Annotated in this window: 12 protein-coding genes; 6 read left to right on the top strand and 6 right to left on the bottom strand. The window is 64.6% G+C overall.

Going from position 1 to position 13,983, the window contains the following annotated elements:
* Positions 1–2: 2 nt before the first annotated feature.
* Positions 3–896, bottom strand: coding sequence for a TauD/TfdA dioxygenase family protein (locus tag ACZBJS_RS29115; RefSeq protein ID WP_253638101.1), 894 nt, complete (start codon positions 894–896; stop codon positions 3–5).
* A gap of 270 nt (positions 897–1,166) precedes the next feature.
* Positions 1,167–2,456 carry a flavodoxin-dependent (E)-4-hydroxy-3-methylbut-2-enyl-diphosphate synthase gene (ispG, locus tag ACZBJS_RS29110; RefSeq protein WP_057016780.1) on the bottom strand — a complete coding sequence of 430 codons (1,290 nt, stop codon included), beginning with the start codon at positions 2,454–2,456 and terminating at the stop codon, positions 1,167–1,169.
* Positions 2,457–2,715: 259 nt separating this feature from the next.
* On the opposite strand from ispG, the gene ACZBJS_RS29105 reads away from it, so the two are divergent.
* Complete coding sequence (locus ACZBJS_RS29105) at positions 2,716–3,591, top strand: sulfurtransferase (protein ID WP_057016781.1); 876 nt, start codon at positions 2,716–2,718, stop codon at positions 3,589–3,591.
* A 220-nt stretch (positions 3,592–3,811) separates the two neighbouring features.
* Here the strand turns inward: ACZBJS_RS29105 and ACZBJS_RS29100 are convergent, their stop codons facing one another.
* Positions 3,812–4,000, bottom strand: a complete 189-nt coding sequence (locus ACZBJS_RS29100) for a hypothetical protein (protein WP_038387623.1) — start codon at positions 3,998–4,000, stop codon at positions 3,812–3,814.
* Positions 4,001–4,163: 163 nt separating this feature from the next.
* Here ACZBJS_RS29100 and ACZBJS_RS29095 point away from each other — a divergent pair, with 163 nt between their 5' ends.
* Positions 4,164–5,432, top strand: coding sequence for a DUF805 domain-containing protein (locus ACZBJS_RS29095; RefSeq protein ID WP_463439612.1), 1,269 nt, complete (start codon positions 4,164–4,166; stop codon positions 5,430–5,432).
* Positions 5,433–5,619: 187 nt separating this feature from the next.
* Here ACZBJS_RS29095 and ACZBJS_RS29090 read toward each other — a convergent pair whose 3' ends face one another.
* Both ACZBJS_RS29090 and ACZBJS_RS29085 read right to left on the bottom strand, forming a co-directional pair.
* Positions 5,620–6,576 (bottom strand): DMT family transporter, encoded by a 957-nt coding sequence (locus ACZBJS_RS29090; protein ID WP_316398848.1) that lies wholly within the window; start codon positions 6,574–6,576, stop codon positions 5,620–5,622.
* A gap of 231 nt (positions 6,577–6,807) precedes the next feature.
* Positions 6,808–7,296: a Fur family transcriptional regulator gene (locus tag ACZBJS_RS29085; protein ID WP_316398847.1), complete on the bottom strand. Its 489-nt coding sequence runs from the start codon at positions 7,294–7,296 to the stop codon at positions 6,808–6,810.
* Positions 7,297–7,463: 167 nt separating this feature from the next.
* Here ACZBJS_RS29085 and ACZBJS_RS29080 point away from each other — a divergent pair, with 167 nt between their 5' ends.
* From ACZBJS_RS29080 to ACZBJS_RS29065, 4 genes are all read left to right on the top strand, one after another.
* Positions 7,464–7,943, top strand: coding sequence for a MarR family winged helix-turn-helix transcriptional regulator (locus ACZBJS_RS29080; RefSeq protein WP_085970781.1), 480 nt, complete (start codon positions 7,464–7,466; stop codon positions 7,941–7,943).
* Positions 7,936–9,108 (top strand): HlyD family secretion protein, encoded by a 1,173-nt coding sequence (locus tag ACZBJS_RS29075; protein WP_253588282.1) that lies wholly within the window; start codon positions 7,936–7,938, stop codon positions 9,106–9,108. Before ACZBJS_RS29080 ends, ACZBJS_RS29075 begins: the two co-directional genes overlap by 8 nt.
* A 97-nt stretch (positions 9,109–9,205) precedes the next feature.
* Entirely contained in the window at positions 9,206–10,762 is a 1,557-nt protein-coding gene (locus ACZBJS_RS29070; protein ID WP_316398846.1) for an MDR family MFS transporter, read from the top strand.
* Positions 10,763–11,046: 284 nt separating this feature from the next.
* On the top strand, positions 11,047–12,357 hold the full coding sequence (locus ACZBJS_RS29065) for an ABC transporter substrate-binding protein (protein WP_057016785.1): 1,311 nt from the start codon (positions 11,047–11,049) through the stop codon (positions 12,355–12,357).
* A gap of 443 nt (positions 12,358–12,800) precedes the next feature.
* Here ACZBJS_RS29065 and ACZBJS_RS29060 read toward each other — a convergent pair whose 3' ends face one another.
* A complete protein-coding gene (locus tag ACZBJS_RS29060) occupies positions 12,801–13,970 on the bottom strand; it encodes a Gfo/Idh/MocA family protein (protein WP_057015446.1) in 1,170 nt (389 codons plus the stop codon).
* Positions 13,971–13,983: the final 13 nt, after the last annotated feature.

The raw sequence follows: 13,983 nt of genomic DNA, 5'->3' as shown, positions 1-13,983 counted from the left end.
CCTCACACCGGCCGCTCTCCCTTCACGGTGACGCGGGTGCCGGAGCGGGTGTGCGGCCAGTAATCCCACATCGCGCGATGCTGGGCGCAACGGTTGTCCCAGAACGCGATCGCGTTCTCGGTCCAGCGGAAGCGGCACTGGAACAGCGGGTTCTCGGCGTGCTGGTAGAGATAGGCCAGCATGGCGTCGCTCTCGTCGCGCGGGATGCCGACGATGAAGCGGGTGAAGCCGCGATTGACATAGAGCGACTTCTTGCCGGTCACCGGATGGGTGCGGACCACCGGATGCTCGGCGCGGGGATATTCCCGTTTGTCGGCGACGCCGTAGTTGGCATACAGGCCACGATAGGTCTGCTCGCCGTCATGCAGCGCGGTCAGCCCGTCGAGATAGGCCTTCATGCGGTCCGACAGCGCCTCATAGGCGGCGTACATGTTGGCGAACAGGGTGTCGCCGCCGCGCGGCGGGCACTGCTTGATGTAGAGGATCGAACCCATCGGCGGCTCGAGATCGCAGGACACGTCGGTGTGCCAGCCCTCGCCATTCGCGCGTGGCGAATCCTTGTCGGCATAAATCTTCATCAGCGCCGGATCGCCCTCGTTGGGCGCGGCCGGATGCACATGCAGCTCACCGAACTTGCGGCCGAAGGCGAGATGCTGGTCGGGACTGATGTGCTGGTCGCGGAAGAAGATGACGAGGTTTTCGGCGAGCGCGCGATGGATCTCGTCCATCTGGCGGTTGGAGCGCGCATCGTCGCCGACCAGCTTGCCGATATCGACGCCGGAGATCTCCGCGCCGATGATCGGCGTCAGCTTCTCGACGCCGATGGTCTCATAGGGCTCGGATTGGTCGGCGAAGTGGCGATAGCGCGGACCCTGCTTGCCGGATAGCGAGCTCATGGGCGTTCTCCCAATCATTCTTGATTGGGAGCATGGTAACGCGCATCGACGGAAGCGCAATCTGCGCCTCAAACTATCTGTCGTCCCGGACAAGCGCAGCGAAGCGGAGCGCAGATCCGGGACCCATAACCACAGGATCGGGTTTTGCGAAGGCTGGTAACCCGCATCTCGCGCCACAACCACATCCTGTGGTTATGGGTCCCTGCTCCCGTGCGCAATTGCGCACTAGGCAGGGACAACGGTTGAGTGTGGGTCACGCGCGGAGTGAAACTACTCCGCGGCGCCGGCCTGCTCCGGCAGCTTGGCGCCGTTGCCGTAGCGCTGGTCGATATAGTCGATCACCAATGCCTTGAAGTCGGCGGCGATCCCGGGGCCGCGCAGAGTGCGGAACTTCTTGCCGTCGACGAAGACGGGCGCGGCCGGCGCTTCGCCGGTACCGGGCAGCGAGATGCCGATATTGGCGTGCTTGGATTCGCCGGGGCCGTTGACGATGCAGCCCATCACGGCGACGTTGAGCTGCTCGACGCCCGGATACTTGGTCTTCCAGGCCGGCATCTCGTCGCGGATGAAATCCTGGATCGAGCGCGCCAGCTCCTGGAACGTGGTCGAGGTCGTGCGGCCGCAGCCCGGGCATGCCGCAACCAGCGGCACGAAGGTACGGAAGCCCATGGTCTGCAGCAATTCCTGCGCGACCTGCACTTCCAGCGTGCGGTCGCCGCCGGGCTCCGGCGTCAGCGAGATGCGGATGGTGTCGCCGATGCCCTGCTGCAGCAGGATGCCGAGCGCAGCCGAGGAGGCGACGATGCCCTTCGAGCCCATGCCGGCCTCGGTGAGGCCGAGATGGATCGCATAATCCGAGCGGCGCACGACTTCCTGATAGACCGCGATCAGGTCCTGCACGGCCGACACCTTGGCCGACAGGATGATCTTGTTCTTCGGCATGCCGAGCTCTTGCGCACGCGCGGCCGACAGCAGCGCCGACTGCACCATCGCCTCGCGGGTCACCGCGCGGGCATCGCGCGGATTGGCCGAGGCCGTATTCTCGTCCATCAGCTTGGTGAGCAGCTCCTGGTCGAGCGAACCCCAATTGGCGCCGATGCGCACCGGCTTGTTGTTCTTGTTGGCGATCTCGATGATGTCGGCGAACTGCGTATCGCGCTTGTTCTTGAAGCCGACATTGCCGGGATTGATGCGGTACTTGTCGAGCGCCTCGGCGCAGGCCGGATATTCGGCGAGCAGCTTGTGGCCGATATAGTGGAAGTCGCCGATCAGGGGCGTGGTGATGCCGCGCTTGCGCAGGCCGTCACGGATGTGCGGCACGGCGGCAGCGGCTTCCTCGCGGTCGACGGTGATGCGGACCATCTCGGAGCCGGCGCGAGACAGCGCGGCAACCTGGGCGATGGTGCCGTCCACATCGGCGGTGTCGGTGTTGGTCATCGACTGCACGACGATCGGCGCACCGCCGCCGACGGCGACGTTGCCGACCATGACCTGCGTGGTTTGGTGCCGCGGCGCGGGGCCGGCGACGTCGTCTTGCGGCAAAATCTCGGGCTTGTTCATGGCGTCTCGAATATCAGGTTTTGGTGACATTCACCAAGGGGGCGATGGGCCTCGCGTGCGGCGGGCCAAACGATCATGTTTCGGAGTGAATTCAATAGCTTATGGCGCCGATTGAGGCCAAACGCAAGCCATGCAGCGGCGTCCTGCATGCCCAGCTATATTGGACCGGATTGGGGTGAATCAAAGGGCAAAGTGACAGCTTTTCATGTGATCTGGCGCATCTTAGCATCCCGTTAAACACACACCGGGAGGACGCAAAATGGCCGGCAACAGCGAGCTGATCACCACGGCGGAACTTGCCGAGATCCTGACCCGGCCGGATCTTCGCCTGTTCGACTGCACGACCTATCTGGAGCCGGCCCCCGCCGGCAGCAACGCTCCCTATATGGTCGTCTCGGGCCGCCAGACCTTCGAGGCCGGCCACATCCCGGGCGCCAATTTCCTCGATTTGCAGGCCGAATTCTCGGATGCCCATACCCATCTGCGCTTCATGATGCCGCCGACAGCGCAGCTCGAAGCCGCGTTCGGCCGCCACGGCATCTCGGCGGGCAGCCGCGTCGTGCTCTATTCGATCGGCACCGCAATGTGGGCGACGCGGTTCTGGTGGATGCTGCGCTCGCTCGGCTTCGAGGGTGCCGCCGTGCTCGACGGCGGCATCGACAAATGGACCGCCGAAGGACGCGACATCGAGACCGGACTTGCCGGCGGCTATCCGCCAGCGACGTTTCCGGCGCGGCCGAAGGACGGCATGTTCGTCGACAAGCATGACGTGCTCGCCGCGACCACGGAGGGCGACACCGTCATCGTCAACGCGCTCGGCCCGCAATTCTACAAGGGACTGGAGCCGAGCCGTTACGGCCGGCCCGGCCGCATCCCCGGCAGCGTCAGCGTGCCGGCGGCAACCTTGATCGATCCCAAGGCCAAGACGTTCGTGCCGCTTGAGGAGGCCGAAGCAATCTTCGCAGCGCAAGGCATCACCAGGGACAAGCGCGTCGTCGCCTATTGCGGCGGCGGCATCTCCGCGACCATCGACCTGTTCCAGCTGCATCGGCTCGGCTACGACAATCTCACGCTCTATGACGGCTCGATGGGCGAATGGGCGAAGGATGAGTCCCTGCCAATCGAGAGGGGTTAGTGGGGAAGCGCGATGTCTCCTCCGTCGTCCTGGCGAAGGCCAGGACCCATAACCACCGAATTTGCTTGTGAACGGGAAAGCGGCCCCCAGCGTCGCGCGACAACCGACAGTTGGGGTAATGGGTCCCCTGGCCTTCGCCAGGACGACGCTGAATGTTTGGCGCGCCGATGAGGCATACATCCGCATTCTCGCGACATGAATCGTCGGAGTCTTGAGGCGATCAAGCCGGCTTCTTGACGATCTCAAGGCCGCGGGCCGCCAACTCCTTCAAAATGCTCCGTGCCAGATGGGAGCACTCATCCGGCTTGATCCAGCACGCGCTCCGCCAGTCCGGATCATCCTCCTTGGAGTATGCGGTGAACGCGGAGCGAATTCCGGCTTCAATTGCATCGGTGGCATCGATTGGCATCAGCGCGCCTCCACGGCATCCCTCGCATGGGAGCCTTCGTGGAGGCGATGTTGACGTAAATCGATACCGTCCGCAATTGCGCCTGAAGGCCACAATTGTCCGCTCAGCAATAGGGAAACGTAAATCTTCGCCGCTAGAGTGCCGCCGTCTGCCGGAGATGGTCGTGCATCCCACCGCGTCGATCGCCACCTGTTTCAGGAAGTTCGCTGATTTCACCGGACGGGCTTCGCGCGCCGAGTTCTGGTGGTTCTTCGGCTTTTGTCTGCTGCTCCTGCTCGCAGCCCATCAGCTCGACAAGACGGTCTACGCCGCCGTCGCAATAGCGCTGCCGCTGTTTGCCGTGACGGCCCGGCGCTTCCACGACAGTGGCCTAACCTCCGGCCTTGCGGTGTTCTTCGCCGTTGCGCCGTTTGTCATCTTCTACTTCTTTTCCGCTGTCCAGGATCGCATCGAGGCATGGTTTGGCGTGCACGTGCCGTATGGATTGATCGCCGCGATCCCGGCGACCTGCGCCTTTGCTTTCTCTGCCTTCTGCTTCCTCGCCGCACTCGGCCGCCGAAGCCTGCAGACCGCTTCGACGGCACTTGCGACGTCCGGCGTCGATTCATCGGAAGCACCTCCGCCTGATCCGGCCGTGCTCGCCAGGCGAGAGGCGGAACGCAAGGTCTCCGGTTTTTCCAAAGCCGTCATGGCCGTATTCGCGATCCCGGCGGATGGCGGGGCGTCGGCCGGCGCCGACAAGACCGACCCCGGCGTCACCGCCGCGTGCGGGATCGTCGTCGATCTCTGCGAGCGTTACGGACACGGCATCACCTCACCGCCATTCAACGCGCTGTTTTCCGGATCAGGGGCGCGACTTGAGGCCGCCGGCTGGCACGCCCTACCGGACGGCGGCGCGGAGATCGACCTGAACCATCGCGCAAGCACCAGCATCGTGCGCAATTGCGCAGTTGAACTGCGCAAGGACGCGGGACAGACCGACATTGCCGGCCTGCTGCGCAAGGAGAAAGAGCAGTTGCAGGCGGCCGAGACGGCGACGCCGGAACAGGATCGGACGACGGCCTATTACGCGCTCGACGGAGCGGGCGCAGCCGGATTCATTGCGATCGAGAAGCTGCGTCAAAGCTACAACACCTATTTCCGAATCCGCATCTGCCTTGCCGAAGGGGATGGGCGCGCCGCGATGGAGACCCTGCGATCGTCGACGCTCTACCAGGCATTCCGCCACGCGTTCTCCGATGGCGCGCCGCCCTATCCCGCGTTCGGCCAGAGAATCATCAATGGCTATCAGCCGATCCTCTACCGGGACGGGCTCGGCATCTCACTCGAGGTCACCGATCTCGGAGCCGGGAGCGCAAAAATGCTTGCCGGCCGCGGGCTGCATCTTCCGCCGGTCTACGTCGATTTCGAGATGCATGAGCGGATGATGTAACGGGATTGCGCCCCGGTTGTCTGCGGCATTCCGCTCCTCTTTGCTCGTCATCCTGAGGCGCGAGCTCTTGCGAGCCTCAAAGGATGAACGGCCCGGGTGCCGGCTGGGCCGTCGTGCTTCGAGACGCGCGTTCCGCGCTCCTCAGCATGACGGGGAGAGAGTTGAGCGCACGGCACCCAGGATAACCTCACGCCGGCACGTTGGGATCCGGCGTCACCTTCGGGTCGGGCTTGTTGACGAGATAGAGCCCGGCGATCACCAGCAGCGCGGCGACGCCGAACACCGCCGTCAACGTGTCGTGCATGATGAAATAGGCCGCGACGACGCCGAACAGCGGCGTGACGAAGGTGAAGGCCGACAGCTTGCTCGCGGAGTAGGTTTTCACCATCGCAAACCAGATGACGAACGTGCAGCCCACCACCCAGACCGCCTGATAGGCGAGCAGCGAGATCGACAGCGCGCTCGGCACATGCTCGATGCGCTCGCCCGCGATCCAGGCGGCGAGGCCGAGGATCGGAATCGAGATCGCGACCTGGTAGCCGAGCGCCTTTTCCGGCGCGGCCTTGCGCAAGCCCGTGCCCTTGGCGACCAGCGTAGTTGCCGCCCACAGCGCGCCGCCGCCGACCACCATGAGGTCGCCGAGCAGCACCTTGGCATCGACGTTCGGCTGCGGCACGCCGATCGCGAGCGCGACGCCGGCAAAGCTCAGCGCAAGCCCGCTCCACTGCACGGTCGAGAGACGCTCGCCGAGGAACTGGTGCGAGCCGAGCGCAACGAAGAACGGCGCGGTGTAGAGGAACACCGAGGCGCGCGAGGCCGAGGTGAAGACGAGGCCGGTGAAGATCAGCACGAACTCGCAGCCGAACATCAGCCCGGCGACGATCCCGGGGACGAGGGTGCCGTCGCGCTCGAAGAATTTGACGCCGCGCAGGTGGCCGACGATCAGCATCACCGGCAGCGCGCCGGCGGAGCGGATCATCGCCTGCAGCATCGGCGGCACGTCGGGCAGCGCAAGCTTGACCGCGAGCTGGTTGAAGCCCCAGCTCACGCACAGCATCAGCATCACGGCGATGGCGCCGGGCGGCAGCCCGTGTCCGACGCTGACGGGCCTTGTGACGCTGGCGGAGATCGCTTGGGTCGACATGTTTCCTCGCGGGCCGGCTTGGTGCCGTGTTGTTAATTGCCGGTTGGGCTCCCTCGCCCCGCTCTTGCGGGGAGAGGGTTGGGGTGAGGGGCCGTCGCCGCAAATTCGATAGAGGCGAGCGTGCGGAGAGTCCCCCTCACCCGAAATTCGCTACCGCGAATTTCGACCTCTCCCCGCAAGCGGGGCGAGGTAGCTCGAAAGCAGTGCGAGTTAGCTGAAACCATCGCGCCATCACGTCTTTTGGCAGTGCGCACAGGTGCCGGCGATCTCGACGACGGAGAGTTTCGGGATGAACCCCGAGGCCCGCGCCGCCGCGGTCAGGCTTTGCGCGACGGGGGCGGCCGGGATCTCGCCGACCGAGCCGCAATGGTCGCAGATCAAAAACGCCACCATCGAGGTCTCGTCATGGTCGTGCGCGCAGGCGAGGAAGGCGTTGCGGCTCTCGATGCGGTGGACGAGGCCGTTCTCCATTAGGAAGTCGAGCGCGCGGTAGACGGTAATCGGTGCCGGCCGCGGCATCGTCTTGGCCAGCTCGTCGATCACCTCATAGGCGCCGAGCGGGCGATGGCTCGACAGCAGCGCCTGCAGCACCTGACGGCGGATCGGGGTGAATTTCTGGCCGCGGCGCACACACACCTGCTCGGCATGCGCCATCGCGTCCGCGGCGCAGCGGCCGTGATCGTGGTCGGGGGCAGGAAATGTCGGCTTGGCCAGGCTCATTGCCTCGATATGTAGCATTTGCGCGCCCGTTCCCAAAGCCCGGCTCTCAACCCCGGTTCGCCGCCGCGTTGCAGCCATGCCCGCAATGCGGGGCAGCCTCGCGTTAACCCGGCATGCAGAAATCATAAGCAAGCTTATTATATCCCAAGCTTATGGAGGCAGGATCGATGCGCGGTTCGGTGGACACCGATTTCTTGTTTACGTTGGGCGAAGTGTTCCGGCTGATCCGCGTCTATGCCGACAAGGAGGCCGCACGCTACGGCATCACCCGCGCGCAATGGGCCGTGCTGTCCAAGGTGGAACGCCAGGAAGGGTTGAAACAGACCGAGCTCGCCGAGCTGCTCGAGGTGCAGCCGATCACGCTGACGCGGCTGATCGACAAGCTCTGCGACAATGGCTGGATCGAGCGCCGCAGCGACGAGAACGATCGCCGCGTCAACCGCCTCTATCTGAAGAAGGCCGCGCGCCCGCTGCTCGGCAAGCTCGCCGGCCTCCGCTCCGAACTCACCGCGACCGCGCTCGAGGGCATCAGCCCCGCTGACGCGTATCGCCTGCTCACCCAATTGGAATCGATCAAGGAAAACGTTCGCAATGCCGTCCAGACCCCAGCCGGCGAGCCCTCCCGAAAGGAACAGCGCTATGGCTGAACCCGTCCTCAAACTGGCCCCCGAGCAGAAGAGCAATCCGGGCGAGCCTGCGCCGTCGGGCAAGGCCAGCCGCGCGCCGCGCCGTCGCCTGATGGCCGGTCTGCGGCGCTATCGCCGCACGCTGCTGCTGGTCGTGCTGCCGACGCTCGCTGCGATCGGCGGCATCGTGTTCTATCTCAATGGCGGCCGCTATGTCGGCACCGACGACGCCTATGTCGGCGCGCAGAAGGTGCTGATCACGCCGGAAATCTCCGGCAAGATCGACAAGATCGTCGTGAAGGAAGGCCAGCACGTCAGGAAGGGCGACGAACTGTTCGAGATCGACCCCGTGCCGTTCCGCCTCGCGGTGGCGCAGGCCAAGGCCGCGCTCGACCAGACCAGGACCACCTATGACAACCTGGTCGACAACATCAAGATCAACGGCAGGATGCTGGAATTCGCCCAGCAGAGCATCGAATTGAAGAAGCGCGACGTCGAACGCAAGTCGACGCTGGCCAAGCAGAATTTCGGCTCGCAGCTCGACCTCGACAACGCGGCGAATGCGCAAGTGACGGCCGAGAGCCTGGCGCAATACATCAGGCAGCAGATCTCCAAGGACAAGACGCAGCTGCTCGGCGATATCGACCTGCCGATCGAACAGTTCCCGCCCTACGCCCAGGCCAAGGCCAAGCTCGACGACGCCCAGCGCAATCTCGACCACACCGTGCTGCGCGCGCCGATGGACGGCGTCGCGACCCAGGTCGACCAGATCCAGCTCGGCCGCTTCGTCGCCGCCGGCTCGCCGGTGTTCTCGATCATCGACGTCGACCATCCCTGGGTCGACGCCAATCCGAAGGAAAGCGACTTCACCTATGTCGCGGTCGGCCAGCCGGTTGAGCTCGACGTCGACGCGTTCCCCAACCATCGGTTCAAGGGCAAGGTCGGCTCGCTGTCGCCCGGCACCGGCGCACAGTTCGCGATCCTGCCGCCGCAGAACGCGACCGGCAACTTCGTCAAGGTGGTGCAGCGCGTGCCGGTGCGGATCTATTTCGACGAGAACGATCCGTTCGTGAAGAAGCTGAAAGCCGGCATGAGCGTCTACGCGACGATCGACACCAACCACCGCCGCACGCTGGCCGGCCTGCTCGGGCTGGCGCCGGCCTCGGCGCACCCGGACCACGAGTAGAGAGAAGAAGCGGTCGATCATCGACCGCAGAGACAGTGCGCCCCCTCTCCCGCTTGCGGGGGAGCGGGTTTCCAGCGCTCGAACAGGACCGACCTGAATGAATGCACCGTCACCATCCGCCGTACCCGGCATGCGCCGGAACATGGTGACGATCTGCGCGATGACCGCGACGATCATGCAGGCGCTCGACACCACGATCGCCAACGTCGCGCTGCCCTATATGCAGGGCTCGCTGTCGGCCTCGCAGGACCAGATCAACTGGGTGCTGACCTCCTACATCGTCGCGGCCGCGATCATGACCGCGCCGGTGGGCTGGATCGCCAACCGCTATGGCCGCAAGCGCATCTTCATCATCTGCTCGGCCGGCTTCACCGTCGCCTCGGTGTTCTGCGGCCTGGCGCAGGACATCAACCAGATGGTGCTGTTCCGCCTGCTGCAGGGCGTGTTCGGCGCGGCGCTGGTGCCGCTGTCGCAGGCCGTGATGCTCGACTCTTACGCGCTGCATGAGCGCGCGAAAGCGATGTCGATCTGGGGCATGGGCGTGATGATGGGCCCGATCATGGGGCCCTCGCTCGGCGCCTGGCTGACCGAGACCTATTCCTGGCACTGGGTGTTCTTCGTCAACCTGCCATTCGGCGCCATCACCGTGCTCGGCCTTGCCGTCTTCATGGACGAGACCAAGCAAGACCTCAATCTGCGCTTCGACTGGTTCGGGTTCGGCGCGCTCGCGGTCGCGATCGGTTCGCTGCAGCTCGCGCTCGACCGCGGCGAGCAGCTCGGCTGGCTGGAATCCAACGAGATCATGATCGAATTCATCGTCTCCGCGATCGGCTTCTACTATTTCTTCGCCCATTCGCTGACGACCAGCCGGCCGTTCATCCAGTTCGCGCTGTTCAAGGACAAGAACTTCCTCGGCGGCTGCGTGTTCATGACTGTCATGGGCCTCGTGCTGTATTCGACGATGGCGCTGTCCTCGCCCTATCTGCAGAACGTGGTCGGCTACCCGATCATCACCGCGGGCCTGTTGTTGGCGACCCGCGGCGCCGGCACCTTCGTCGCGATGATGCTGGTCGGCCGCATGATGCGCTACATCGAGGCGCGCACGCTGATCGTCTCCGGCCTCGCGCTGACCGCGGCCTCGTTGTTCCAGATGACCGGCTGGACCGACATGACGCAGGCCAACGAGATCATCGTCGTCAGCGTGATCCAGGGCTTCGGCTTCGGCCTCGTGTTCGTGCCGCTGTCGACGGTGGCGTTCATGTCGCTGCCCAACCATCTGCGCACCGACGGCACCTCGATGCTGACGCTGTTGCGCAACGTCGCAAGCTCGGTCGGCATCTCGATCGTGATCGCGCAGCTGACGGAAGGCGGACGGCGGATCTACGCAAAGCTGTCGGAGCAGATCAATCCGTTCAACCACGCGCTGCAGATGCCCGACGTATCGGGCATGATCAACCTCAACACCGATGCCGGCCGCGCGATGGCCGACAAGATGGTGGCGGCGCAGTCGCAGATCATCGCGTTCTCGCACGACTACCAGCTGGTGATGCTGTTCATCCTGGTCTCGATCCCGCTCGCGCTGATGATCGGCTCGACCAAGGCCACGCTGCGCGCGCAGTCGGCGCCATCGGATCATGCCGCGGTGATGGAGTAGGTTTTCGCCCTACGTTCTCCGAGTGTCGGGGCGATTGGTCACACCGTCATCCTGAGGCGCGAGCACTTGCGAGCCTCGAAGGATGCACGGCCCCGTTGGTGGCCGTCGACCCTTCGAGACGCGCTACGCGCTTCTCAGGGTGACGGTGAAAGAGTGAGGACGCCCCCTCCGAAAGCGCAAGACGCCGCAGCCGCAAGCCGCGTTGACTTTCCGACCTTGCCTCCCAATACTCCGCGAAAACAAACAGACCCGTCATACAACTGACGGTTTCAGGGGAGGACGCGATGCCGACTTCACGCAGGACGCTGCTGAAGACTTCAGCGGCTGCCGCCGCTGCTTTCAGCTTGGATTGGACACGGGCGCAGGCGCAGGCCGAGACGGTCCGGATCGGTGTGATCTACGACCTGACCGGCCCGTTCGCCGCCGGCGGCTCGGTCGCCTCCTCGATCGGCACCCAGATCGCGATCGACCTCGTCAACGAGAAGGGCGGCATCGGTGGCAAGTACAAGATCGCGCCGGTCAACGTCGATTCCCAGAGCAAGCCTGATGTCGCGATCAACGAGGCCAATCGCCTGATCGACCAGGAGAAGGTCGACATCCTCAACGGCGTGTTCGCAAGCTCCCACGCGGTGCCGCTCGCCGCCAAGGTCGAGCAGCAGAAGCGGATCCTGTGGATCACGACCGCAGTCTCGACCGCCGTGTTCAAGGACAAGAACCTGCAATACGTATTCCGCGCGCAGATCCATTCCGACCAGTACGGCCAGGCCTTCGCGAGCTTCATCAACGAGCACGCCAAGGCCAAGCTCGGCATGGAGCCGAAGGACGTTAAGGTGGCGCTGATCCATGAGGACGGACCCTATGGCGTCGGCGTCGCCGCCGCGGACGAAGCCTTCGCCAAGGAGGTCGGGCTCCAGGTCGCGCTGAAGGAGGGCTATTCCGCCTCCGCGCCCGATCTCTCGGTGCTGGTCACCAAGCTGAAGCGCGCCAAGGCCGACGTGATCTCGCATGCCGGCTACAATCCCGACATCACGCTGTTCCTGCGCCAGGCACGCGAGAGCGGGCTGAAGTTCAAGATGCTGTTCGGCGCCGGCGCAGGCTACAGCCAGCTCGACAAGCTGCGCGCGACCTTCGGCGCCGACATCGACAATTTCTGCAACATCGATCCGGTGCCGGCGCAGCTGCTCGATCCCGCCAAGCTCGCGCCGGGAATCGGCGACCTCACCAAGACCATGGTCGCGCGCTACCGCGAGAAGACCAATGCGACCGAAGTGCCGCCGCACTGCTCGATGGGCTTCAACCAGACCTGGATCCTGCTCAACAATGTGCTGCCGGTCGCCAAGGAGAAGTACGGCGGCTTCGATCCCGAGGCGATCCGCAAGGCGGCGCTCGACGTCGACATCCCCGCAGGGGGCACCATCCAGGGCTATGGCGTGAAGTTCTATCCGCCGGGCACGCCGCTGTCCGGCCAGAACGAGCGCTCGACGCCGGTCGTGATGCAGAACGCCGGCGAGCGCATCACCGTGGTGTGGCCGACCAATATCCGCACGCAGGATCCGGTATTCCCGCTGCCGAAGGGATCGGTCTACGCGGCGTAGCGTGGCGACGAGGCGAGACTGCCGCCGCATCGGGGCTGCGCTCCCTCGCCCCGCTGTTGCGGGGAGAGGGTTGGGGTGAGGGGCTTCTCTCCGCGAATGCGATCGCGATGAGACCTGTACCCCCTCACCCGGATTGCATCTGGCGATGCAATCCGACCTCTCCCCGCAAGCGGGGCGAGGTGAGGTGAGATGTCGCCTCGCCGCTCGAGCGAATGACGCGGTGACAACCTCTCATCCGGCGCGCTGTGCGCGCCACCTTCTCCCACAAGGGGAGAAGGGAAGAGCAGCCGCAGGGTAACCAAAAGGAGTGCGACGACGTACCAGACTCACATGCTGCTCTCGACTCCGTCATCCTGAGGTGCGAGCGGAGCGAGCCTCGAAGGATGGACGGCCCGACATACGCACTATGGGACGAGAGCAATCACGCTGCTCCTCCCGCGCCGTTACAACACCACCCGCCTGCCCTCATCCGCCGCCCAGTAGCCGGCGTAATTTACCCTGGTCGTCTCATACGCCAGCGCGAGGTCCGCGAGGGGCTGCCGCCCGGTCGCGACGCATTCCATGAAATCCTGGATCTCCTGCAGGTAGCCGCGGGTCCATTCCTCCTCGAGGCAGACATATTGCCAGCCAGTTTTGCGATCGACCTTTTCGGTGATGTAGACCGAGGCGAGCTTCTCCTCGCTCGTCTGGTAGCTGGTCAGATGCGTGTTCGGGGTGATGTTGGCAAACAGTGAGCCGCCGCTCGTATAGGTCTCGATCAAATTGCGCACGCCGCCCATGATCATGTCGCCGGAGAACACCGTTGCCTTGGTGCCGTCGGAGAAGGTTGCGGTCAGCGTGCCCCAATCCTCGACATCGACAGGATTGGCCTTGATGTAGGCGCGCTCCTCGGATTTAAGGCCGGCGGTGACATTGCCGACGTCGCAGGTGACGCTGGCGACCGTGATGGTCTCGCCGCGCGCTTTGGCCTCGACCTGCTTGAGATAGAGCACCGCCGACAGGGGATGACAGCCCATCCGGATCAGCGAGCCGCCGCCGGTCATCGCCCACTCGGCGGCATGCGCCGCATGCGAGCCGGAATGGCTCTCCTCGCCCTTCATGAACAGGATCTTGTCGCCTGTCGCGCGGATGATCTCCGCGGTCTTGGTCACCGCCGGTGCGTAGATCCAGTCCTCCGCATACATGAAGAGTTGTCCGCTTCGCTCGATCGCGGCGCGGGTCACCTCCATCTCCTCCATCACCCGCTGGTACATCAGCGCTTTCGGCACATGCCTGCCGATCGGCGCCTTGTCGCCGTCGCGGCCGAAATAGCCGCTGAACGGCTTCTCGCAGATCACGTGCTTGCCGGCCTGCATTGCCTCGACGATCATCGCGGCGTGAAGGTTCGGCGGCGTGCAAATGTCGATCACGTCAAGCTCGCGGTCGGCGATCAGCTCGGCGAAGCTGCGATAGGCGTTCGGGATTGCGTGCTTGCGGGCGAACGCATTGACATGATCGCCGCGCGCCGCGACCGCCCTCACCTCGACGTCGACGCCATAGACGCGCCGGTAGGCAACCATATGCAGCTCCGACACGAAGCCGCAGCCGGCCAGCCCGATCCTGATTTTTGTCATTTTGTCTCCGCCC

Source organism: Bradyrhizobium sp. KZN70725 (assembly GCF_055264925.1).
This window is presented reverse-complemented; position numbering and strand designations above follow the sequence as displayed.